The sequence below is a fragment of the Saprospiraceae bacterium genome, assembly GCA_016709995.1.
Taxonomy (GTDB): Bacteria; Bacteroidota; Bacteroidia; order Chitinophagales; family Saprospiraceae; genus JADJLQ01.
Genome location: JADJLQ010000003.1, coordinates 57,932 through 82,977, shown reverse-complemented (window position 1 = coordinate 82,977; position 25,046 = coordinate 57,932). Strand labels below are relative to the sequence as shown.

21 protein-coding genes and 1 tRNA gene are annotated in these 25,046 nt (G+C 41.1%); 6 read left to right on the top strand and 16 right to left on the bottom strand.

Translation table 11 applies throughout. The features are described 5' to 3' along the window. The first annotated feature begins 20 nt into the window (after positions 1-20). The 5 genes from IPJ09_19565 (at position 21) to IPJ09_19545 (ending at position 5,657) form a co-directional block, all read left to right on the top strand. The gene (locus IPJ09_19565) at positions 21-1,511 is read left to right on the top strand and encodes a carbohydrate kinase (protein ID MBK7373590.1); all 1,491 of its coding nucleotides are present in this window, start codon (positions 21-23) and stop codon (positions 1,509-1,511) included. Then, entirely contained in the window at positions 1,508-3,688 is a 2,181-nt protein-coding gene (locus tag IPJ09_19560) for an alpha-L-fucosidase (GenBank protein ID MBK7373589.1), read from the top strand. The genes IPJ09_19565 and IPJ09_19560 overlap by 4 nt, the downstream gene beginning before the upstream one ends. Positions 3,689-3,694: 6 nt before the next feature. Continuing rightward, positions 3,695-5,026, top strand: coding sequence for a xylose isomerase (xylA, locus tag IPJ09_19555; GenBank protein ID MBK7373588.1), 1,332 nt, complete (start codon positions 3,695-3,697; stop codon positions 5,024-5,026). Between the two features lie 13 nt (positions 5,027-5,039). After that, the gene (locus tag IPJ09_19550; protein ID MBK7373587.1) at positions 5,040-5,423 is read left to right on the top strand and encodes a DUF3127 domain-containing protein; all 384 of its coding nucleotides are present in this window, start codon (positions 5,040-5,042) and stop codon (positions 5,421-5,423) included. A 161-nt stretch (positions 5,424-5,584) separates the two neighbouring features. After that, positions 5,585-5,657: transfer RNA gene (locus IPJ09_19545), tRNA-Lys, on the top strand. Positions 5,658-5,823: 166 nt separating this feature from the next. Here the strand turns inward: IPJ09_19545 and IPJ09_19540 are convergent. From IPJ09_19540 to IPJ09_19470, 15 genes are all read right to left on the bottom strand, one after another. Beyond that, positions 5,824-6,141 (bottom strand): 2Fe-2S iron-sulfur cluster binding domain-containing protein, encoded by a 318-nt coding sequence (locus IPJ09_19540; GenBank protein MBK7373586.1) that lies wholly within the window; start codon positions 6,139-6,141, stop codon positions 5,824-5,826. Between the two features lie 142 nt (positions 6,142-6,283). Next, entirely contained in the window at positions 6,284-7,561 is a 1,278-nt protein-coding gene (locus IPJ09_19535; GenBank protein MBK7373585.1) for a mandelate racemase/muconate lactonizing enzyme family protein, read from the bottom strand. Between the two features lie 172 nt (positions 7,562-7,733). Further along, on the bottom strand, positions 7,734-8,678 hold the full coding sequence (locus tag IPJ09_19530; protein ID MBK7373584.1) for an RraA family protein: 945 nt from the start codon (positions 8,676-8,678) through the stop codon (positions 7,734-7,736). Positions 8,679-8,999: 321 nt separating this feature from the next. Further along, the gene (gene atpG / locus IPJ09_19525; protein MBK7373583.1) at positions 9,000-9,893 is read right to left on the bottom strand and encodes an ATP synthase F1 subunit gamma; all 894 of its coding nucleotides are present in this window, start codon (positions 9,891-9,893) and stop codon (positions 9,000-9,002) included. 6 nt (positions 9,894-9,899) lie between these two features. Then, the gene (locus IPJ09_19520) at positions 9,900-11,489 is read right to left on the bottom strand and encodes a F0F1 ATP synthase subunit alpha (protein MBK7373582.1); all 1,590 of its coding nucleotides are present in this window, start codon (positions 11,487-11,489) and stop codon (positions 9,900-9,902) included. A 27-nt stretch (positions 11,490-11,516) separates the two neighbouring features. Then, a complete protein-coding gene (gene atpH / locus IPJ09_19515) occupies positions 11,517-12,104 on the bottom strand; it encodes an ATP synthase F1 subunit delta (protein ID MBK7373581.1) in 588 nt (195 codons plus the stop codon). Then, the gene (gene atpF / locus IPJ09_19510; protein MBK7373580.1) at positions 12,104-12,616 is read right to left on the bottom strand and encodes a F0F1 ATP synthase subunit B; all 513 of its coding nucleotides are present in this window, start codon (positions 12,614-12,616) and stop codon (positions 12,104-12,106) included. Before atpF ends, atpH begins: the two co-directional genes overlap by 1 nt. 89 nt (positions 12,617-12,705) lie before the next feature. Beyond that, positions 12,706-12,912, bottom strand: coding sequence for an ATP synthase F0 subunit C (atpE, locus tag IPJ09_19505; GenBank protein MBK7373579.1), 207 nt, complete (start codon positions 12,910-12,912; stop codon positions 12,706-12,708). 47 nt (positions 12,913-12,959) lie between these two features. Next, positions 12,960-14,243, bottom strand: coding sequence for a F0F1 ATP synthase subunit A (atpB, locus tag IPJ09_19500; GenBank protein ID MBK7373578.1), 1,284 nt, complete (start codon positions 14,241-14,243; stop codon positions 12,960-12,962). An 873-nt stretch (positions 14,244-15,116) separates the two neighbouring features. Next, positions 15,117-17,258 (bottom strand): peptidase domain-containing ABC transporter, encoded by a 2,142-nt coding sequence (locus tag IPJ09_19495; protein MBK7373577.1) that lies wholly within the window; start codon positions 17,256-17,258, stop codon positions 15,117-15,119. A gap of 93 nt (positions 17,259-17,351) precedes the next feature. Next, positions 17,352-18,449: an HlyD family efflux transporter periplasmic adaptor subunit gene (locus IPJ09_19490; protein MBK7373576.1), complete on the bottom strand. Its 1,098-nt coding sequence runs from the start codon at positions 18,447-18,449 to the stop codon at positions 17,352-17,354. Positions 18,450-18,635: 186 nt separating this feature from the next. Further along, on the bottom strand, positions 18,636-19,322 hold the full coding sequence (locus tag IPJ09_19485) for a CPBP family intramembrane metalloprotease (GenBank protein MBK7373575.1): 687 nt from the start codon (positions 19,320-19,322) through the stop codon (positions 18,636-18,638). Positions 19,323-19,411: 89 nt separating this feature from the next. Beyond that, the gene (locus IPJ09_19480) at positions 19,412-19,630 is read right to left on the bottom strand and encodes a hypothetical protein (protein MBK7373574.1); all 219 of its coding nucleotides are present in this window, start codon (positions 19,628-19,630) and stop codon (positions 19,412-19,414) included. Positions 19,631-19,650: 20 nt separating this feature from the next. Further along, on the bottom strand, positions 19,651-19,821 hold the full coding sequence (locus IPJ09_19475; GenBank protein MBK7373573.1) for a hypothetical protein: 171 nt from the start codon (positions 19,819-19,821) through the stop codon (positions 19,651-19,653). A 1,455-nt stretch (positions 19,822-21,276) separates the two neighbouring features. Further along, a complete protein-coding gene (locus IPJ09_19470) occupies positions 21,277-22,689 on the bottom strand; it encodes a hypothetical protein (GenBank protein MBK7373572.1) in 1,413 nt (470 codons plus the stop codon). A 292-nt stretch (positions 22,690-22,981) separates the two neighbouring features. Here IPJ09_19470 and IPJ09_19465 point away from each other — a divergent pair, with 292 nt between their 5' ends. Then, positions 22,982-23,266 carry a hypothetical protein gene (locus IPJ09_19465; GenBank protein MBK7373571.1) on the top strand — a complete coding sequence of 95 codons (285 nt, stop codon included), beginning with the start codon at positions 22,982-22,984 and terminating at the stop codon, positions 23,264-23,266. Positions 23,267-23,293: 27 nt separating this feature from the next. On the opposite strand, the gene IPJ09_19460 is transcribed toward IPJ09_19465, so the two are convergent. Further along, on the bottom strand, positions 23,294-24,802 hold the full coding sequence (locus IPJ09_19460; protein MBK7373570.1) for a hypothetical protein: 1,509 nt from the start codon (positions 24,800-24,802) through the stop codon (positions 23,294-23,296). Positions 24,803-25,046 lie beyond the last annotated feature (244 nt).

Sequence of the window (25,046 nt, the reverse complement as noted above, 5' to 3'; positions counted from 1 at the left end):
AGTATTTTTGCGGACTTAATATGTACTTTCTTGGAATTGACTTAGGAAGCTCGTTTATCAAGGCTTCACTGATAGAGGCAGATACTCAGAAAAGGGTAGGGTCTGCTTCCGTACCTGATCAGGAAATGGGAATGATAGCCAGGCATTCCGGCTGGGCTGAACAGGAACCAAATCAATGGTGGCTGGAGATCAAAACTCTTATTAAAAAATTAATTCACCAGACCGGGATTGATGGCAGTTCCATAGCAGCTATTGGTATTAGCTATCAAATGCATGGATTGGTGCTGCTAGACAAAGCTGGTCAGACTCTCAGGCCTTCTATCATCTGGTGTGACAGCAGAGCTGTGTCTATTGGGGATAAAGCATTTGAAAGCATCGGCAGCACCTTTTGCCTAAGTCACTTACTTAATTCTCCAGGCAATTTTACTGCATCCAAATTGAGGTGGGTCATAGAGAACGAGCCAGATATCGCAGCCAGGATTCATGCATTTATGTTGCCCGGAGATTTTATCAATTTTAAACTCACCGGAGAAATCAACACTACGATTTCTTCTCTGAGTGAGGGGATGTTTTGGGATTTTAAGAACGAATCCCTCTCTAAAGAATTATTCGATTTATATCATATCCCGTTGTCTTGGACTCCGACTATCAGACCTACCTTTTCTGTACAAGGTACTGTGATGACAGAAGTGGCCAAAGAGCTGGGACTGAAACCAGGAACACCAGTGACTTATAGAGCAGGTGACCAACCTAACAATGCTTTTTCACTAAATGTAATGAAGCCTGGTGAAATAGCGACTACCGCAGGCACCAGTGGGGTGGTCTACGGTATACAAGAGCATCTAAGTACCGACCCTGCGTCGCGGGTCAATGCATTTGCTCATGTCAATCATAGCAGTGAGCAGCCCAGTATCGGTGTATTATTGTGTGTCAATGGAACCGGCATAGCCAACTCCTGGATAAAAAAATTATTGAACCACAACGGGGATATGTCTTATGAAAAATTAAATGACCTCGCCAGTATGGCGCCTATGGGTTCAGCAGGGTTGACGATGTTTCCTTTTGGTAATGGCGCAGAACGGATGCTCAAAAACAAAATGGTTGGGGCCCAATTATTAAATCTTGATTTTAACCGACATAGTTTAAGTCATGTATCCAGGGCAGTTCAGGAAGGCATCGTCTTTGCCTTACATTACGGCACTGATATTCTCAAAGAAAATGGGCTTCAACCCAAGACCATCAAAGCCGGCAAAGCCAATATGTTTTTGAGTCCTGTGTTCAGGCAGATGTTTAGTGACTTGATCAATGTGCCCCTGGAGTTTTATGACACGGATGGGGCCACCGGAGCAGCTCGCGGTGCGGGCATAGGGAGTGGGTATTATACTGTAGACAATGCGTTTTCATCCCTGCAGAAAATTGAAGAAATATTACCCGACCCTATCAATCATATCCAATTAAAAGAATTGTATGAACCATGGAAACAAAAATTGAATACTCTCGAAGCATTATGAATAAACTTAATCTTGCCATATTATTGACTGTTATCCTGGCATGCATATCTTGTAAAAAAGATCCCTTATCCATTAAAAGTACTAGTAGCACTTTCGAATCTGCTACCACTAGCCACTGGAAAGATCAAAAACTCAGTATGATGGTCCATCTTGGTCCATATGCTATGCTTGGAGGTATGTACCAGGGACAGCCGGTGACTAAAGGTTATAGTGAGCAGATCATGGCTCATGCCGCTATCCCTCCTGCGGAATACCAGGCAATGGCATTAAACTTTAACCCTGTGCAGTTCAGCGCAGACTCGATCGCTCAATTGGCCAGGCGGGGCGGATTTAGAAGTGTGATTTTCACGGCCAAGCATCATGATGGATTCAATATGTTTGATACTAAGCAATCAGACTTTTCCATAGCCAGCACGCCTTTTAAAAGAGATATACTGAAAGAGATGTCAGATGCTTGTCATGCAGCGGGATTGGGATTTGGGGTTTATTTTTCATTGATAGATTGGAATGCCAAGGAAGGAGCTACTACCATCTCGAGTCATAATGCAGATACAATTGCCCCGGCCTTGCATGCAGCCAATCTCCTCCAGGTAAGAGAACTCTGTAGTAATTATGGCGATCTCAGTGAAATTTGGTTTGATATGGGTAGTTTGACCCTACAACAAAGTAAAGAAATCCGCGACCTCGTAAAAAGCTTACAACCAGATTGTATGATCGGAGGAAGGATAGGCAACGGGCAAGGTGATTTTATAGTATCACCCGACAATGTCAACGGGGATATGAAGTATGAGACCCCATGGCAGTCCGTCAATTCTATTTATGACAATACCTGGGGATACCGATCATGGCAGCCAATAGGCAATGCCAAAGCTAAAGCAGTCGAACACTTGGGTAAAATGATCAAGACGGTGTATCTGGGAGGAAATTATATGCTCAATATTGGACCTAAAGGAGATGGATCCATCCAAGATTTTGAAAAACAAGTGATTGAATATATTGGCAGTTGGATTGATGCTGGCAATGCAGAAGCAATATATGATACCAGACCATTGCCGGGTGGCGACAAATCCTGGGGAGGACTTACCTATAACCATGGCAATATCTATGCTCATGTAATGTCTACTCCTGACGAAGGGAAAATATTACTGTACGGACTAAATAATATCGTGACAGGAGCCGTTGGCATGGTGACACCCTTCACAGAGCTGGGTATATCAAAATCAGGTGCCACCTACACATTTGACTTAGGTCTGGCTCCCTTACAGTTTGATCCATCTACTTCCTTTAAAATTCAATATGAAGGTGATCTTGATATGGTACCAGCCCGGGTGACCAGCACCAATACCCAAAACGTATACGAGCTCAATTATACTCATGCCAATCTTGGCTGGAGTACAGATGGTTCCAATTATTACGCGACTGCTCCCTCCCTGGTGTCCATGAGTTGGGATATCTCTGCCCCAAAAGAGATCCCTTATGATATCACCTTATTCTATACCCAACAGGAAAAGGACAAAGTGCTCAACCTGAAAATCAATGAGCATATCGAACAGATAGATCTCAGCAAATACAAGACCTTTAGACATGCAGATCAGTCATTTGCAGCCATACCGAGCAATATTTTCACACAAGGCCCTTACACAGGTCTTAATATGGCTTCGCAAATTGGTGCATTGAGCTGGGCTGTGCCTGGCGCTCCCTGGGGCCCTGAAGGAAAACTGTGGGACGAAGTGTATAACCTGGAGCAAGGCCAGTATATCAATCGCAAACTGGAGCCTATGCAGACTTATTATTATCTGATGAATATATTGGCTTCCACACCAACGAGTTACATTTTTGCCTTTGGCTCTGATGACGCCTTTATGGCATGGCTCAATGGCAGACTCCTTTACTCGACAGGCTACCCGGTGCCGAATAATGTAGTTTTTCTCGACCTGCCTCTCGAAGGTGAATCCAATACCTTGATTATAAAACATCTTAATGTAAAAGGTGATTTCAAAACTTTTTTTAGCCAAAAAATAGATCAGATTCATTTTGAAAAACCTGCTGAGTACACCACGCTCATGCCAAAAAAACTAAATCATATAGAACTCACCCTGGCCAATCCCTCCAATCCGCACGAAAATATGGGTACGCCAAACATTAAAATTATAATCTCTGAAAGAAAAAACAAATAATGTACGATGACAAAAATAACTTTAGGAAATCAGGAGTACTTTAAAGGTATTCCAAAGATAGGATTTGAAGGGGCCTCCTCCAAAAATCCGCTCGCATTCAAATGGTATGAACCCAACCGGGTAGTCAGAGGCAAACGCATGGAAGATCACCTCAAGTTTGCGGTGGCCTATTGGCACAGCTTCTGCAATGGCAATGCAGATCCATTCGGCTCGGTGACCAGGCCAATGCCCTGGATCCATGGTACGGATGCCATCAACTGTGCACAACATAAGATGGACGCAGCTTTTGAATTCATCACCAAGCTTGGTGCCCCTTACTATTGTTTTCATGATTTTGATCTGATCGAAGAAGGTGATTCCATCGCAGAATCCGAACGCAGGCTACAGGCCATCGTTGATTATGCCAAATCGAAACAAAAAGAATCTGGAGTGAAATTACTATGGGGGACAGCCAATCTTTTTTCTCATCCCAGGTACATGAATGGAGCGTCGACCAATCCTGATTTTCAGGTCTTGACTTATGCCGCCACTCAGGTAAAAAATGCTTTGGATGCTACTATTGCCCTGGAAGGAGAAAACTATGTGTTTTGGGGTGGGCGTGAAGGATATATGTCCCTCATCAACACCGACATGCATCGCGAGAAGGAGCACCTGGCCAGGTTTTTACAGATCAGCAGGGACTATGCGCGCGCAAAAGGATTTAAAGGTAATTTCTTTATTGAGCCCAAACCTATGGAGCCCACCAAACATCAGTATGACTATGATGCGGAGACAGTGATCGGTTTTCTTAGGGCCCATGATCTAGACAAGGATTTTAAACTCAATGTAGAAGTCAATCATGCGACTCTCGCAGGACATACTTTTGAACACGAACTTCAAGCGGCGGCTGATGCCGGCATGTTGGGCAGCATTGATGCTAACCGAGGTGACAATCAAAACGGCTGGGATACCGATCAGTTTACCATAAATCTTTATGAGACTGTGGAGGCTATGCTGGTCATCCTTCGAGCAGGCGGTTTACAAGGTGGCGGTATTAACTTTGATGCCAAGATCAGACGCAACAGTACAGATCTAGAAGACTTATTCATAGCTCACATCCATGGCATGGATATCTTTGCGAGGGCCCTGGTCATCGCTGATCAATTATTGACCAATTCTCCGATGGAGACTTTGCGCAAGATAAGGTATGAGTCCTATGATGCAGGACATGGCAAAGACTTTGAATCCGGAAAACTGGGTCTCGAGCAACTCCGAACCCTGGCCATCGACTTAGGTGAGCCTGCTATTAAAAGTGGCAAACAAGAATTATTCGAACAACTAATCAATTTATACATCTAATTAATCTTAATAAATGCAATTAACTGCCAAATTAGTCCAGGTACTCCCGGCTCAAACCGGACAGGGAAAAAATGGAGAATGGAAAAAACAAGATATCGTCGTTGAGACTGATGGCCAATATCCCAAAAAGGTATGTGTATCCGTCTGGGGTGACAAGCTTAATCACCTGAAATTGGAACCTGGCGAGGTGCTCACCATTGACTTTGATGTAGAAAGTCGTGAATACAACGGCAAATGGTATACCGATGTCAAAGCCTGGAGAGTAGCCTCAGGAGAAGCAGGAGGAGCTGGAGCCGGATCAGGATCTAATTCAGCACCGGCCGCTTATCGCAACAACAATTTCCCTGATGCACCTCCAGCCAGTATGAATTCTTTCGACGAAGACCTGCCCTTTTAGAACAGGTATAATTATACGCTGATAGTACATTGAATATTATTTCAATGGTTTTATCCTATCGGATCTCAAATCACGCTTTTTCGTTTTTTGGGTTTAAGTCAATCATAGCATTGTAGAATTGACAAAAAGCTATATATTTGCAGCTCTTTAAACGAAAAGTAGACTCCGTAGCTCAGTTGGTAGAGCAATACACTTTTAATGTATGGGCCCTGGGTTCGAGTCCCAGCGGAGTCACTTAAGATCTGGAAGGCGGCATATGGCCGCCTTTTTTATTCATTCAATGTAAGTGGGGAAAAATTACATTCCTCCAGCCACCATAGATGCATTGGTAAGAAACGAACTCGATTGGCAGTTTATATTGGAAAGCAACGGGCTGCCTGGTTGACTAAATCCTTTGAAATCACTCCCCTACCGGTGCCAAAGTCACCGCCAATCCATCCAAATCATCGGATAATTTGATTTGACATCCTAGGCGACTATTTTGCTCCACGAAAAATGCCTGATCCAACATCAGGATCTCGTCATAGCTTGGCTCATGAAGATCATGATCACTGGTGACATACATATGACAACTCGCACATAATGCCATACCCCCACAGGTACCTGCCACAGGGAGTTCATTGGCTTTAGCGAGCTCCATCATATTAAGATTGAGGTCTGTCGGTGCCTCTATATCATGTACTTTTCCTTCTCTATCAGTTATGTGAACAGTAATCATCTAAAATATCCATGAGTTATTGAAATGGCTTCTAATTGAAAAAGGTCCATTTTTTACCAACAAAATTAACTGCAATAAATTATTCATTGCCTAAAATCAATGCACTTTTAAACTAAGCCTTAATTAATAAAGTGGAACATCATTATTCAAAGAATGGTACACCGCGTGTAGCATATTTTTTCATCCCTTCCTCATTGATCTCCACGCCAATACCTGGTTTGTCTGAAACTGTGATAAAACTCTTATCTACCCAGGCCCCATCATAGGTGACTAGATCTTTAAACATAGGATCCGTGTGAAAATAAACCTGCCACTCCATAATCAAAAAATTAGGTACTGAGGCTGACACATGGGCAGAAGACATAGCACCGAGGTAGGAAGCTACCATATGTGGTGCAAAGGGCACATAATATAGATTGGCCAGGTTGGCGATACGCTGAGCTTCTCCCAGGCCACCACATTTTTGCAGATCCGGCATAATGATATCGACCGCTCCGATCTCCAATAATCTTCTAAATCCATGGGCCAGGTAATGATTTTCTCCGGCGCAGATAGGAGTACTTGTAGAATCAGTTATTTTTTTATAGGCTTCTTGATTTTCTGCCGGCACCGGTTCTTCCAGCCACATTAGATTCAATGGTTCAAATAACTTGGCGACCCGCTCTCCGGTGATCGCATCATACTTGCCATGCATATCTACGCAGATGTCTATATCAGGCCCTACAGCTTGTCTGGCTGCAGAGATTTGGTCGACCATTCGCCTGAGTTCGGCGGGACTGGCTGTCCAATTGTATCGATCATATTTATTAGGATCATTGGCCTGGTCTACATCAAATTTGATGGCATTAAAACCCATATTGACCGCGTTTTTAGCTGCCTCAGCAAACTCTTCCGGTTTTGGGTTTTGGCTTTGATACAAAGCAGTATCAAGATAGACCCTTATTTTATCCCGAAATTTTCCTCCCAGCAATTGATAGACGGGCAGACCCAGGATCTTTCCTGCCAGATCCCAAAGTGCCGTCTCTACTGCTGTCAATACCGCTACAAACATGCCTGATTGCGCTCCTTCAAAAAATCCGGACTTTCTAATATCCTCAAAAAGTCTATTTACATTAAGGGGGCTCTTTCCTTTGAGCCTTTGCCCCATCATTTTCACCAGGTGATAGGTGCCCGGAGTAGCGTCTACACCTTCACCGCAACCCCAGACACCCTGGTCTGTGTATATCTTGACGAATAAACTATGACCATTGCGGATGTATCCACATTTAATATCGGTGATTTTGATCTCACTCGGCAAAGAATATTGTTCGTTGCGTCGTATGGCTTCGGTAAATTTATTGCCAAAGCTGAGCAAGGGACTTGCTGTGAGACCAGCAGCCGCGATGCTTTTTGCTAAAAACTCCCGTCTTTTATTTTTCATTACAATCTAAGTTTTTATTTACTCAATATTTACAGTTTTGCATAAACCTGCAAGGTTGTTTTTCGCACCGGCTATCGATCAAACTTCGCAGGTTCTTTCTATTTTTTTGCTGTTGCTTATTACCCATTGCCTATTGTCTTCCGAAGTCTCGGGATGCCTAAATGCCTCCAAATCACCACGTTCTTGTCTTCAGATATTCCTGGATCTGTTCTTTAGGTACCGGGAGTTTGTCTATATGGGCATTTAACCATTGTGAAAAATCTTTTTCTATTTCATCTGACCATCGGTTGTCAATCTGGCCCGGAGTATATTTTTGTTCTCGCAGTCGTTCATGGCCAAACATATCTCTCAATCTAACTATCTCTGATGTCTTGACTACTTTCTCTAAAAGATGTGGAGGAATAAATAAAACACCACCATCTCTGCCTAAGACAATGTCTCCCGGCATGACCGTCGCCAAGCCTATACGCGTAGGAGTATTGATACCAACCAGGGTGGTATTGAGTTGACCATCCGGATTATTGAGATGATGAGAAGGATGATAACTTCTGAAAAAGGAAGTAAACCCTCCCAATTCTTTAAGGCCATTTATATCCCGCACGGCGCCATTATAGACGATACCCCGGCCAGTCTTTGCAAAAATAGAATTACCAAGGTTGTCGCCAATAGTAGGCCCGTCCTCATGAGCACCAAACTGATCTACTACGTAGACATCGCCATTTACCAATAGATCGATCGGCCAGGAGTTTTGAGACTTGACTCTACCATCCCTGGTATGACCTTTGTCATCTATGACCCGGTGTATGTCTGGTCTGCCGGGCATGAAGGTGGCGGTAACTGCTCTGCCTACGAGGACACTGTCCGGGTTGATCACCTGCCATCCGTCATCGTACTGATGTTTGAAGTTTTCGTTGCGGAGTACTGCCCATGCTTCTTCCAGGGTCACCGATTTTAATCGTTGGATTAAAGCATCCGGGGCTTTAGGTCTACCATCGGAAAAACGTTCGCCTTTCCATTGCGGTGTGAGAAAAATCAATTCCTCTTTGCTGATTTGCTGAGCAAATAGATTTAAGGCAGAACATATCAATACCAGGAGAAACAAAGATTTTACATTCATATACTACTATGTTATCGAATTTAATATTCCACTAAAATAGTTAGATTAAAACAGATAAATATCATAGTATGAGTATTAATTTATATCCTGTGCATGATCCCTGGTATCAAACTCCTAAGGCAAGCCCTTAATTTTCTTCAAGAATGAGATGTACCCCAGCTCTGGTGCAGAGATGAAAAAGCATTTGAGTCCCACAATGTGGGAATTAAGGCAGGCCTCAGATCCAAAAATATTTATTTGACAGTATGCAAGGGCTACCTAGTAATAAACCACCGGCAACTCAAAGAATATTAGATAAAGAATATCCTTGCTTGAAGAAAATTAACCATTCAAGGCAGCAGCACCCGCTACGATCTCCATCAATTCATTGGTTATAGTAGCCTGACGGGCCTTGTTATAATGAATTCGTAATTCTTTCAAAAGATCCTCAGCATTTTCTGTCGCTTTGTCCATGGAAGTCATTCGGGCACCATGCTCAGAAGCGGAAGTATCAAAAATATATCGCTTCATCTGGATTTTAAGCAGCGACGGGATCATTGATTCCAATACCGTTTGAGTATTTGGTTCATAAATGTAGTCCGCTTTTAGCTTACCGGCTTTATCTGGAAGAATAATTTTAGGTACCGGTAGGTAATGTTCGAGGGTTGGAAACTGGGTCGCAGCATTTTTAAATTTGCCATAAGCGACCTGTATACTGTCGTACTTACCTTCATTAAAAGATGCGATCAGCGAATCAACTAATTTATTGATAGTATCTGACTGAATAGACTCGATCATAGTGACATGGTCTCTGATGATCGTACAGTCAGCATAATGTTTGCTGAAATAATCCAATCCTTTTTTGCCTATACAGAGCATGGTGAGATGACCAGACTTGCGCTGTTCTGCATATTGACTGGCGATGGCTGCAGTTGCACTTTTTATGATATTGGTATTAAATGCTCCGCACAATCCTCTGCTGGAGGTCACCACGATCAATAAAGCATTTTTGACTTCTCTTTTTTTAGCCAATTTAATCTCGGCATCTCCACCCAGGCTGGTGATTACATGACCGAGCATATCATTGAGCTTAGTATTGTACGGACGCATCTGCACGATGGCTTGCTGCGCTTTGCGCAACTTGGCAGCGGAGACCATCTTCATGGCTTTGGTGATCTGCTGAGTGTTGATCACTGATTTGATCCGTTCCCGAACTTCTTTTAAATTGGCAGCCATTGGAGATTATTTTTTGCGGTACATTCCTGAGAGCTCTGCAGACAGGCTTTTGAGCTTGCTTTCACCATCTGCAGTCAATTGGCCTTTTTTTAATTCGGCCAGGGTCTCCGGATATCTTTTTTCCAGGTTGGTCAGATACATATCTTCAAATTCACCCACTTTATCTAATGGCACAGCGGCTAGTAGATTGTTGGTACATAAGTAGATCATCGCTACTTGCTTTTCTACCGAAACCGGAGAATATTGAGGCTGCTTTAAAATCTCCACATTACGCTTGCCTTTCTCCAGTGAAGCTTGAGTAGTTGCATCCAGGTCGGAACCAAATTTTGAAAAGGCTTCCAGCGCACGAAATTGAGCCTGGTCCAATTTGAGTGTACCTGCCACTTTTTTCATAGCCTTGATTTGGGCATTTCCTCCCACGCGGGATACCGAGATACCTACGTTGATGGCCGGTCGCACACCTGCATTGAACAAACTGGACTCCAGGAAGATCTGTCCATCGGTGATAGAGATCACGTTAGTTGGGATATAGGCGGATACATCTCCTGCCTGAGTCTCGATGATAGGTAGAGCAGTCAGTGAGCCCCCACCTTTGACCATACCTGCTTTGACCAATGATTCAGGCAGGTCGTTCATATTTTGAGCTATATCATCATTGCTATTGATTTTGGCAGCTCGCTCCAGCAATCGGCTATGCAGATAAAATACATCACCAGGATATGCTTCACGCCCGGGAGGTCTACGGAGCAGGAGGGATACCTCCCTGTAAGCTACTGCTTGCTTAGACAAGTCATCGTAAATGATCAATGCTGGTCGGCCGGTATCTCTAAAAAATTCCCCTATTGCACAGCCGGCAAATGGAGCAAAAAACTGCATAGGGGCCGGATCTGCGGCAGAAGCGGCCACAATCACGGTGTATGGCATAGCTCCGTATTCTTCCAGGGTTTTGGCCACATTGGCTACCGTAGAAGATTTTTGGCCTGAAGCCACATAGATACAGTATACGGGTTCTCCCCTTTCGTAAAATTCTTTTTGATTGATGATCGTGTCTATAGCGATGGCTGTCTTGCCTGTTTGTCGGTCACCGATGATCAACTCTCTTTGACCACGGCCTATAGGGATCATACTGTCGATCGCTTTGATCCCTGTCTGCAATGGTTCGTTGACAGGCTGACGATAGATTACACCAGGAGCGATCCGTTCGAGGGGCATAGAATAAGTAGCGCCGGCTATCTGACCTTTGCCATCTATAGGATTGCCCAGAGCATCTACAACCCGACCGAGAAATCCTTCACCTACATTGATAGAAGCGATCTTTCCTGTCCTTCTTACGACACTACCTTCATGGATACCATCCCAGGGGCCCATCAATACGACCCCGACATTATCTTCTTCGAGATTGAGTACGACCGCTTGCACGCCGTTTTCAAATTCTACCAACTCTCCGGCTTCTACCATGGAGAGTCCATATACCCTGGCGATACCGTCACCAACCTGCAGGACAGTTCCAATCTGTTCCAATTCAGCTTGCGTTTTTTGACCAGACAATTGTTGTGTCAGAATCGCTGATATTTCATCGGGCTTAATATTTACCATAGCTACTATATTATGATATTAGATTAGTTAATTTTTTTTCGGATTGTCAGAGGAGGAACTTTCAGAGGTGATTTCTGCACCAGCCAAAGCTTTCTTCATATTGTGTAATTGATGTGCTATGCTGGCGTCATAAAGATTATCATCGTATTCGATCATAAATCCACCTATCAGCTTGGGGTTGACTTTGGTCTCCAGCTCGATATTGTCCCGGGTAGAAACAGCCTGGGTCAGTTTGGCTTTGATGGTCTCGACCAATTCAGGATCGATACCCTCAGCAGTAGTCAATACCACCTTAGTTTTTTTATTGATGGCGTCGTATTGTTTTAAAAATTCGTGGGCGATCTCTGGCATATATTCTTCTCGTCCTTTCCTTACCAGGATATTAAAAAACCCAAAAGTGATGGGGTCAAAAATTTTCTCGAACAATGCCCGATACACTTCCGACTTTTTACCTGAAGTTATGATCGGGCTTTTGCACAATAAATTGAACTCCCTGATGTCAGCAGCAACTTTAAGATTGAGGATATCCTCATATATCCTGTCCAGTTTGCCTTGAGCCTGGGCAAAATCAATGAGAGATTTGGCGTATCGGGATGCTATCCTGGTGAGTGACATTAGTTGAGATTTAGTTCATCTACCATTTTCTTGGAGAATGCTTGCTGTTCCGGGTTACTTTGTAATTCTTTGCGAATGATTTTCTCTGCAATTTCCAGAGCAAGTTTGCTTACCTGATCTTTTACTTCTACCATGGCGAGTTTTTTCTGATTCTCGATATCCGCCATCGCACTGTTGATCACTTTGGAAGCTTCTTCTTTGGCTTTCTCTTTGGCTTCGTTGATGATGCTGTTTTTGGTGTCTTTGGCTTCCGATAAGATTTTAGCGCGGTCTTCTCGAGCTTCGGCGAGAATACGGTCATTCTCCGCTTTCATATTGTTCACTTCTTCGCGGGCTTTTTTGGCTGAGTCGATCGCATCCTGGATATCATTTTCCCTTTGCTTGAGTGATTCCGTAATGGGTTTGAATGCATACTTACCGATCAACAACCAAAACAATACGAAGAATAAAACAGTCCAGAAAAACAAACCAAACTCAGGTTTGATGGGACTGAAATCTGCTAGATATATCATGAGATCGTTATTAATGATTTAAATTTTTAAAAGCTACCTGGCAAAAACCAATCGTAGATACCAGGTAGTAGCTTTTCTGAAAAAATGGATTAAGCTGAAAGATAAGATAACAATAATGCGATCAAAGCAGCACCCTCTACAAGAGCAGCAGTCAAGATCATATTTGCTCTGATATCACCCACAGCTTCCGGCTGACGAGCGATAGCATCCATAGCTTTACCACCGATAGTACCTACGCCGATGCCGGCGCCGATCACGGCTAAACCCATCCCAATAGCGGCAATTGAACCTGTCATAATTTAATAAAATTTATATGTATGAATAATGTTTGCATTGTATACGATTAATGTTTCTCCTCTGCATGATGATGTTCCTCAGTGGCTGCTCCTAAATAAGAGGCAGTCAACAGCGTGAATACATAAGCCTGGATGAAGGCCACCAGGAGTTCTATCGCCATCATAAATACGGACAATAATCCTGAGCCTATCGAGGCACCTAAGGATCCGCCTACGTTTTGGCCGGACTTGCCGAAAATAAAGATTAGACTTACGAATACTACCAAAGTCATATGACCAGCAGTGATATTGGCAAAGAGTCGGAGCATCAGAGTCAATGGCTTGATGAAAATACCCAGGATCTCCACAGGTGTCAGAATGGTTTTGACCCAAGCTGGCACCCCAGGCATCCAAAGGATATGCTGCCAATAGTTTTTGTTGCCATTGATGGTAGTGAGAATGAAGGCGATCAATGCCAGGACCATCGTGACACTGAGATTACCCGTCACGTTAGACCCTCCGAAGAACGGTACTTGTCCAAAAAGATTGAGGCCTAATATGAAGAAAAACTGAGCCAGCAGGAAAGGGAAAAACTTCTCCCATTTAGCACCAATAAATGGCTTGGCTACTTCGTCTCTTAAAAACAGGATCACAGGTTCGATAAAATTCTGAATACCTTTTGGTGCTCTGCCAGGATTGTTTTTGTATGCATTGGCAATACGGATAAACATCCATCCTAACAAAAGACAAACCAATAGCATACTAATGGCATTCTTGCCCAAAGAAAAGTCGTAAAAAGAAGTCACTCCCCCACCAAATAAACCACCATCGGCAGTACTTTTTTTGTCTAATCTATATTCATTACCCTGATAATCAGCAAAATATATATCGATTTTTTTGCCTTTTTCATTCAACTCCTCCTTATGTGTAAATCCCGCCAATTCCACTTCGCCGCTGGGAAAGGATGGATCCTGCACCCGCATCACCTGACCTTCGTGCAGGACAAACTGGTTATAAGCTTTATGCCCGTCACCGTGTCCAAAACCATCAAAACCAAATCTCGATGAAGAAAACACATCCCAGCCTTTGCCCTTGGTGTATAAAAAGCAAGGCAACGGTATATTAAAAGGGCCTATACTATATATATTTTGATCTGAGATATGATGAAAGGCGGTAGCAGCAGGATCAAACTCATGATGGCCCTCGCCTTCTCCCGCAGGATGCTCTACATCATGCTGCTCCGCAGCACTGCTCGCTTCATGGGCCTGCCCAAAGACAAAACCCCCAAAGAAAGAGAACAATAAACTGAATATCAGATTTTTACGGAGGATAATTTTGTTTGATTTAATCATTTTCTTAAAAATCGATGCAAATGTACAAAAATTAGTTGGTAGGTAAAGGGGTGGAATAGAGGTTTGTTTTGAGATTTTTTGAGGGTATCGTACTCATACCTGGCCCTTCCCTCCTGAGGATGCCTTGGCTTGGCGAATTGCTTGAATTGGGCTGTAGATCTTTCTTTCAGGCTGTCGGGTCTAATCGCAACCTACTTCTAAGCTTTTGGGCCAGGTGGCCAGAGCTTGGCAGACTGCTTGAATAAGCAGAAATACTTTCCTCCAGGCTGTTGACTCGGTGACCAGAAACGTGGTCCTCTCCCATTCTTAAGGGGAGAGATAGAGTGGGGTTGATTCGGTGGCACCGCAGGTGCTTAAGAGTGTAATCGCTCTAATCGCACCCATCCCTGGCCCTTCCCCGTCTGATGCCGGACAGGCCTCCCGAGGGAAGGGGATGCCAGAGCCTGGCGGATTGCTTGAAGTTGGCTGTAGATCTTCCTTCTAGGCTGTCGGGTCTAATCGCACACAACTTCCAAGCTTTTGGGCCTGGTGGCCAGAGCTTGGCAGCCTACTTGAATAAGCTGAAAATCTTCCTCCTGGCTGTCGACTCGGTGACCAGAAACGTGGTCCTCTCCCATTCCCAAGGGGAGAGACAGAGTGGGGTTGATTCGGTGGCACACTTAAAGATATCTTAAAATAATTTGCCTGATCTAAACCTCATTACAATAGACCATAGATGATTTTCAAAATAAGGTACTATTTGTATTAGATAGCCAGGGTAGTTTTCCCGCGTGATTTATTTTTAAAATTTGAGTCATTGTTTGAATGCCTTTTTTAAAACTCAGAATACCCATCTGGCCAAACTAAAATTATAAAAAACTACATTCATACACTCTATAAATTCATTTGAAAATATCTTTCCTGCTTTTCCATCAACTCATCATGACTGCCCTCCTCAACTAAGCTCCCCTGATGCAATACCAGTATCCGATCGCATGGCCTCACGGTTTTTAATCTGTGCGCTATGATTATGATCGTCTTGCCAAGTGATTTATACCATTGCAGCGTTTGTTGTACCTTTTCTTCTGCTACCGGATCGAGTGCAGAGGTTGCTTCATCCAGGATCAGGATCTCCGGATCACGATAGAGCGCCCTGGCTATCGCGATACGCTGTTTTTGTCCTCCACTGAAATTGACACCGTGTTCGCTGACGGTAGCACCATAACTATAGGGGAGCTTTTCTATAAATTCGTGAATTCCAAGACGCACCGACAGTTCTACTATTTTCTTTAAATCAGGATTAAAGTCTCCCAGGGCAATATTCTCAATAATGGTACCGGTAAATAAAGTAATGTCCTGAGGTACCACGCCTACCACCTGACGCAGGCTGGCATTGGAGATCTGCCGGAGATCGAACTGACCAATACGGATCTTGCCTTCCTGCAGTGGATACAGGTTTTGCAACAAAGATAGCAACGTAGATTTGCCTGACCCACTCTCGCCGACTATCCCCGTGGACTGCCCCTTAAGGATCGCGAGATTCAGTCCCTTAAAAACTTCTGTACGTGTACCATACCTGAAAAACACATTGTCAAACAGGATATCACCCATCAATTCAGGAAGGAGGGTGATTCTGGGTTCGTCACTTTGCTCTATTTCGAGATCGATGATTTCAAATAACCGATCAGCCGCGATCAAAGCGTCCTGAATAGCTTTATTGGCACCGATAAGTGACGATGCTGGACCGGTAAAATAGGCGATCAGCGAATAAAAAGATAATAATTCGCCGGGAGACAAATGCCTCTGTAATACAAAATAAGATCCTGCCCATAATACGATGATCGTAAATATCCTGGTGACCAGTTCAGAGCCGGTACCTAAAGAAATCCCATAGATACCGGTTCGATAGATAGATCCCAATAAGGTAGAAAATCGAGTATCCGTCTTTTCATTGGCTTGCATTTCAATACCAAACCGTTTGATGGTACCCGCCGCATGAAGGCTCTCTACCAGGTGTGCCTCCAATTCAGCACTTTGCTCCATGAGCCTGCGCATCCATCGTCTATTGACCGCATTGCTGATCATATAGATGAGGATATAAAAAGGCACGACGGCCAGGATCAGCAAGGCCAGCTTCCAATAATAAATAAACATCACCGCCAGGGAAAAACCGATGATGAGTATATTGACGATCAGGCTCAGCGCTACCTCGTTGATGAAAGCCCTGATTTTGACAGCATCATTGACTCGACTGATGATCTCACCCACCCGCATGGTGTCAAAAAATCGCTGCGGCAGGCGCAGTAAATGTTTGTAATAGCCCAGGATCAGTCTGCGATCGATTCGTTGCCCGGCCTGGAGGGAAAACACTGATTTGTACATGCCGAATGCCAGCTGAAACAGCAGCAGCCCGATCATGATCACACTCATCAGATTGAGCAGTCGAAGATTGCCATCGACCAGTACAAAGTCGACGATCTTCTGCACATAGATCGCTGTGGACAGCCCCAATACCGTATAAATGATCGCTGCCAGTAATGCGCCAGCTACCAATCCCAGTTCCGGCCGGATCAATTGCCAAAACCTTGATCCGTGCGATGTTTTCTGATTGCCTTTTTGAAATCGCTGGGATGGGGAGAGGAGAACTACCACCCCGGTCCATTCTTGCTTAAATGCTTCATGGCTCATTCGGATCAGCCTGCCCTGCCCCGGATCCATGATCGTGACTGTCTTTTTATCAACCCGATACAATACATAATAGTGATGCAATGTCTTTTTAACCACCACATGTACTATGACCGGAAGGGGTACTGTACTCAACGCTTCAAACGGGCCTTTAACACCCCGTGCATCAAATCCCAAGTATTCGGCTGCTTCTATCAGGCCCAGGATATTGGTACCCTTTTTATCCGTACCCGCTTTTTGGCGGATGCGCGCTACCGGCATTTGCAACCGATAGTAGGCGGCGATCGAGGCCAGGCAGGCAGCACCACAGTCGGTGATATCTCTTTGTTTTACCCGGACTCTCGACGGAATACTCACTATGCTGTTTAGTTTTTATGTAGCCTGATCACTTCGCATGAAACTGAGGATGGCATTGGATCTAAAACAATGTCTAACTAAATTAATTTACCTCATGACTATCGGGGCCGAAGGATTTAACCAATCATCCATATTATCCCAGAGCAATTGCCAAAGTGTGCGCTCAGCGATCGTAAATCTCGCTGTCAAAGTCATCCCCTTTTTAAGATTTCCGGTAAAGCCATTTTTCAGATGCATCTGGGTATGGTCCAAACAACATTTCACTTTATACACCGGCTTATTATCTAATATTGTAAAATCATTGTCTATACTGATGATCCTCCCGGTGAGTATGCCGAAGTATTTATAGTCAAAAGCATCTACCTGGAATCTCGCTTCCTGCCCCCTATACAGCAAGCCGATATCACGCGTACCCGCGTAACACTCTGCTATCAATTCGACATCCGGTGACACGGAGCCTATGACTTGCCCCGCTTGTATGGCTGATCCACGGTACCACTTGCCAATGTCCTGGATCGTCCCGGCTACCGGAGCCCTGATCTCATAGAGGTACCTGCTGTTTTCGAGTTGTTCTAATTGTGATTGATATTGTGCGAGCTCCTGTTCTCTGAGGGCCAGTTCTTGTTCCCACAGACCCGGTTGTTCCCTTAGATAGGCGTCCCGAGAAGCTACTTGCCTATCGTACTCGTTTTCTTTATCAAAAAACTCCTTGGATGCGATGACCTTTTCTTTAAACAGGTAGGATGCCATATCCAGTTCTTTTTTGGCTTTGAGGAGGGTAGTCTCCAATTCTGTTCTGCGGTACATATATTTTTGGAGTTGCTGGCGTAAAGCAGGATGTTGGATCTTAATCAGCAGGGATCCATTGAGTGCATTTCTGTTCAATGCTTTGAGGTCTGCAATCAATTTTTGCCTCCAGGCCATTTCATACTGTAACAAGGATTCTCTATTGACCCGATCAGGATCTTTGAGCAAAGCCACGATACTATTAGCTCTGACTTTATCGCCTTCCTGCAAATAGAGTGTATCGATGAGGCCGCTGGAGAGAGATATAATCTCGGTACGCTCTTGAAGAGGACGGATGATGGCGGGAAGGGTGGTGGAGATCGGGAGGGTGGAAAAGTGAATTAGCAAAGCCGACAAACTGATGAAAAAAATAAAAGTAAAAATAAATGAAAATTTCATTTTAAAAATGATAACTTTAATTTAATCAATCTAGATGTATATGTTGATATGATTAATGAATTAAATTAAGACTTAACAATAGGTTATTTTCTCATTCAAGATAAGAAAATTTATTCTGTGAAATCATATTTTACAATCAACATTATGAATATAAGATTCTAAGAAGCTCTTTAAAAGATGATATTTTTAAAAATATGATAATGACAGAAGGCAAAAATTGTAAACGGCATGATATAAAATAGGGAATTTAATGTCCTTTGTTGAAAGAAAAATATACGAACATACATAGCTTAAAAAAAGTTGTGGCAATATTAAAATAGGAGTTAAATATGCTATATCTTTTAAGTTAGAAAAATTTAGAAGGTGAAAAACACCAAACATCAAATTAAGAAAATGAAAATAATAGACTTGATTACTAATATGTAATTCTTTGGTAAAGAAGACATCCTTATTAAAATAAATAATAAAAATAGTAAATAATATAATAAAAAAATGAGTAAATCCTTTATAATACTCAGGAGTTATTTGTTTGTTTAAAAAAATCAATATAAAAAATGTAATAACAGTCAAAAATGATATAGTTTTATCTTTAATACCAATTTTTAAAATTAAAGGATATCTAAAAATAAATTCTTCAATTATAGGTGCTCCTAGGATAAAACCAAAAATTACCTCATAATTTATATTCTCAATATCATTTACATTTATTAGATTTACTTTAAAATAGTTTATAAAAACAGAACATATAATTGCTAAAAGAATATTTATTATTAATAATTGAAGTACAATAATTTTATTTACATTATAATCATATTTAAATTTAAAGATAAATTCATATATTTTGCTAAATGGCTTTATAAAAAATGATATCATAATATTAAAAAATCTACACCTAACTATGTTTAGGCGTAGATTTTAACTGGTACAAAAAAATAGTTTATTATTGCTTTTTTAGATAAAGATTAGGATATTCCAAAAGATGGACTACCACCAAATGGATCACCAGTATTGAGTCCTGCTGCGTACATACCCGATCCTAATGCTGCACCATAAAGGCGAATAACACCCCCAACTAAGTTGCCTGCGAACGTTCCAAGATCGCCTAAAAATGAACCAGATCCACCATTAACTTCTGAAATTTCAAGTGTCGTCAATTGCGAAAATTCAACATTGTTTTTCATATGCATAAAAATTATAATTGTTAAAAATTTTTAAGAGAATTGCGAAGTCCGTCAAAAAATCCATCTGTAAATTCTTTAATGTACTGTGCAGATTCAACTAGTAAAATACCAACGCCTAATGCTACTAAAACAGGATTACCTCCTTCTGTTTCACTTACTTCCTTTTGTGTTAAGTCTTTTAAATTTTCCATAAGAATAAAATTATTAAAAATTTCGATTTTTCCTTTCCCCTTTTTAGGCCACGAAAGGCATACCCCTCATTCGAGGGCGTATCATTTCCTTCATTATGACAATTGAGTTTTCATCACAACTTTTGTTTCAAGCAGATATTTAACAAAGCATAGCCTGTGGCTCCGTCCTTGTATTTATTACCCTTGTAGCAAAGCTCGACGATTAGCATAAGATCAATTAAAATCTATTGTATCGGAACTTAGCCACAAGAAGTATCGATTACAAATACTTCACCCGCTTTATACGATATCTGAATTGGTTTGAATTTCTCTTAGTCGTACTCCCATCCAGCGCTAGATCAGAGACTTAGAGAATAGCCAATACCAAAGCTTGTTATAACCACCATCGTCAGGCTACGACCAATGATATTATACCAGGCTACGAGATTTTTGAAAAGTATCGATACTTCTATAAATACTTTTAACGAAAATACTATCTAAGCATCCAGAATTACAACTGTACAGCCCGTTTTGGCACGAAATGGCGTGAAATGGCGTGAAATGGCATGAAATGGCGCGAAATGGCACGAAATGGCGCGAAAATTTTGGTCCGATGACTTAAAAAAATGGTTCTTGGAGCTGGTATATGATTGATGGTCTGGTAAAAAATGCTTGAGAGATGTTATTTATTCAGGTATGATCTTGAAGACAAGTAAGTTTATTTAGTGCGAACAAGACCTGGAAAGTTGAGTGCCGTGCCAGGTAGGGTCTATTTGGGGAACGTGAACTGGAAGGTGGAAGTGTAAGCATGTTCTGGGTATAGGTGGTTAAAGCAGGAATCCGATCCTTTTCTAAGAATCCAACTTAAATGCCATGAAGTTGGTACTCCCCCTTTTTCCGAAGGGGCTGCCTTCGGTAGTCTGGGAGAGAAAGAGTGTGGTTGATTCTGATTGAGCTTCGCTCTAAATCAACCCATCCCGTCCCTTCCCCGTCCAAAGCCGGACAGGCCTTCTCCAGGGATGGGCACGCATTTTCCCGGCATAGGTGGTTAAAACTAAAGTCGAACCTTTTCTAAGAATCTGGCGTGAATGCCAAGAACTTGGTCCTCTCCCCTTTTCCGAAGGGGCTGCCTTCGGTAGTCAGGGAGAGACAGAGAGGGGTTGATTAGTTGTAGATCCTTCTTTCAAGCTCTTGAATCCTTGAAATAGGCTGAAATATCTTCACCTAGGTTGTCAGTCCGGTGACCAGATGCGTGGACTCCGATCATTTAATAAGAATCCAGCCTGAATACCAAGAACTTGGTCCTCTTCCCTTTTTCCGAAGGGGCTGCCTTAGGTAGTCAGGGAGAGACAGAGTGGGGTTTATATGAACTTCACACCTACGCCCAAAAGCTGAGCCAAAATGCCCACCTATTCACTTCCTCAGTGCCTTCACTCCCATTAGTGGTTAAATAGTATTAGTGGTCACCCCACCTACCTAATCCAACCGCTCCAGGATCATTTCCCAAAGATCCTCATACGGAATGATCTCTGTCTCTGCACTATTGGGATAGGTCTCAATAGGTACCGCCTTGAGTTTATTAAATATCTTTTCAGTCCGGAATACAGTACCGGTCTTTTTAAAATCAGCCCTGACCATCTCTGAGATCATACGGATAAAACATTGCGAACGGAAATTTTCATCTTTTTTGAGGTGGCGGTAGGAGTATAAATTTAGGGATTCGATGCGATCGATAATTTTGTTGAACTTTTTATCCGCGAGGAAAAATAGGATCTGAACAAGAATAATAGGGATATTAGTCCCTTGTTTGTCACGTGAATAATCAGGTACCTGATTTAAAAATTTATTTATTCTAAAATCCTCCAGCTTAATTAAAGTGGTTATTTTCTCGATTTTATAAAGGAAGCTGGCATAAGCTTGTAATATATAATATAACTCCGTAATTATTGTGGGTTGTTTGGCGAAAGTTTTATAGGAGGCAACACTGATTAGGCGGTCAGCGCCTTCAAAATATCTTTTGGTGTGAAACATAGTGAGAATAAAATAATAATTACAAGCATACCAATTGAAATTTCCAATATTCAATTTATCAAAATAGTTTGCATCGATCTCCAAAGCTGTACTGGCATCTTTCGAAATAATAGTAATTTTTAATTGAGAGGTAATTAAAATTTCAAGTGTAATTACGGCAAGAAAGGGTTTAGAAAATATTTTGTCTGCAAAATATTTCGTCCATTTTTTAAACTCAATAAAATTCTTTTGCTCTTTATAAAAATCCAAAATGACGGAAGAGCACATAAGAATTAATTCTATGGACAGAGGCCCAGCGGCTAGGTTCATGGCTTTTTGGACCTTTTCAGATGGATTATATTTATTACGGCCTTTTATAGATATTGGTTTATTTGAGTTTTGCCTCAATAATATTTCACCGGCAATTTCTTCAATCGAAAGCTCTTTGAACAACATATCGTTATTTGCCGTAAAAACTATTCTATATTTTTCAAATTTTCTGGGATTTACAAATGTGGTGCTGAATTGCCTAATTAAAAACCTGGCTAATAATACAGTAAGGTCAGTGAATTCATATTTAATGGTCACCGGGATAGTACTTTCTGCAAGATCTATAGCCATTTTTCTGGCCCCTCTTTCTGCAAGCATTCTGACAGCAATGGTCCTTCGCGCGCAATTATAGTATGCTTTAGCCCTCTCACTGAATAAGGGAGAATTGGTATCGACGAAGAATAGTGTATTGATAAGCTTTTCTCTAAAGTTGTAATATAATCTATAAAAACTTTTTTCGGATTTTATCGTGGCTCCATATATTCTTGACCTCAGCTCATGCAGAGAGATTGATGCATCCTTTCTCATCAAATCGAAAATTTGAGTCATTTTGTTTTTGTTTGACCCAAAATCCTGGCGAGAGAATATTTGCAGTTCATCAATATTAGATCTCTCGATAATTTTGACGACAATTTTATCCTCCTCAAAAGAAAATTTGTCCATTTCTATTTATGATTAAAAGTATATAATATTGATTTTCAGTTATTTATAAAATATATATCATCTATTCTCATTATTTACCACTTCATAAAAGTAAATAAATGATAGAAGAATTAGCTTTTAATCAGACCAATTTTGGTTGAATAAAATTCAACCATCTAGATATCACAACTTACAAAACATGAACAAAACCGCCCTCACCAAGCACCAGCTCTCTGAACAATTAGGCATCAGCCTCAGGACGCTACAAAGAAAGCTCCACCAAGCCGGACTGAATATACCCCGAGGGCTTATATCTATTGATAATCAGCATATTATAAGGGAAAACTGGGCTATACCTCCACTGCCACTCATCGACTCCATACAGGTACCACAGACTGAAAGATTTATCCAATTTACTCAAATTGGCTCTCAACCACTACCCCCATATCCCCTCCTTAGTGCCCTTACTTCCCTTAGTGGTTAATTAAAAGTAGTGGTCTCCACCACCAAACTAATCCAACCGCTCCAAGATCATCGCCCAAAGATCCTCATACGGGATGATCTCCGTCGCAGCACTATTAGGATAGGTCTCTATCGGAACCGCCTGGAGTTTATTAAATAATTTTTCGGTCCTGAATATTGTACCTGTCTTGCGAAAATCAGCCCTGACCATCTCTGAGATCATTCGGATAAAACACTGGGATCGGAAGTTTTCATCTTTTTTGAGGTGGCGGTAGGAGTAGAGGTTTAAAGATTCTATACGGTCTATGATTTTATTGTATTTTTTATCAGCGAGGAAAAATAAAATTTGAACAAGGATAATCGGGATATTGGTTCCTTGTTTATCCCTGGTAAATTCAGGAACCTCGTTTAGAAATTTACTTAACCTAAATTGCTTATTAGAAGCATCATCTTCTAACTTTTTTATTAATTTTAAAAAGTGCGCATATGCTAGTAACATATAAAAATATAAGCGGATAGTAAGGGATTGGTTTCTAAATGTCTTATATTCTGTGATAAAAATCAAATTGTGATATCCTACTTCATATTCCTTCGAATGAAACATTATCATAATAAAATAATAATAACTTACAAACCAATTATAATTACCTACATTTTGAAATGAAAAATATTTTTCAAATAATATTTTAGCTATTTTGTCATCCTTTGAAATTAAAGCCATTCTCAATTGTGTGTGAACTAATACCTCTAAAGTAACAACAGATAAAAATTGTTTTGAAAGTATTTTATCTGCAAAATAAACTGACCACAATTGAAAACTTCTATAATCTTTGCTTATCTTATAATGTTCTAATAAAATAGAAGAGCAAGAAAGGATAAGCTCAATAGAAGGCTCATTTTGGGATAACTCTTGAGTTCTTGAAACGATAGTTTCAGATTCTCTCAAATAGTTAGTTAAGTGTTTTTTAACATCCTTGGTATGGGCATTTAAAGAATATATGCACATTATTTCCTCCATTTCAATTTCATCTTTAAGTATCTGTGAATTCTTTTTAAAAATTTCGAAGTATTTTATAAACCTTCTTGCGTCTGGTTGAATTATACTAAATTGCTTAATCAAGAACCTGGATAACAAGACTGTTATATCTGTAAATTCATACTTAAGAGTAACAGATATAGTACCCTCTGCTAACTCAATGGCCATATCTCTAGCTCCTCTTTCAACAAGCATTCTTGATAAAAAAGCTCTTCTTGAGCATATATAATAAGCTTTGGTCCTTTCACTGAATAGCGGCGAACTTGTATCAGCAAAAAATAAGGTGTTAGTCAATTTATCTTTAAACCTATAAAATAATTTTTTAAAACCCCAATCATCCAATACTTTGCCATACATCGCTTTTTCAAGTTCTTTCTTATCGTGAAAATTATTTTCTTTTATAAGATTAAATATTTTTGCCATCTTAGACTTAGATCCTTGAAAATCATCAGAAGTAAATAATTCTGATTTATCGATCTTTGCTTTATCTAAAAAAGTTACAATTGTTTTGATATCTTTCATTATAATTAATTTATTATAAATAACAGATTATTAATTAATTATGTATAAAAATTTTAATAATCCCACCTAACTGATATGTCCTAATATGGGATTTTATGATAAAATATTTTGCAATTTTAAGCAATACATTTGTAGCATAAAAGTAGGTCGGATTAAATATTCTTGATATGTATTATCACTAAAACAGTAATATCTTATTGATAATCAGCAATATAATATATTAATCACATAATTTTTAAACTTT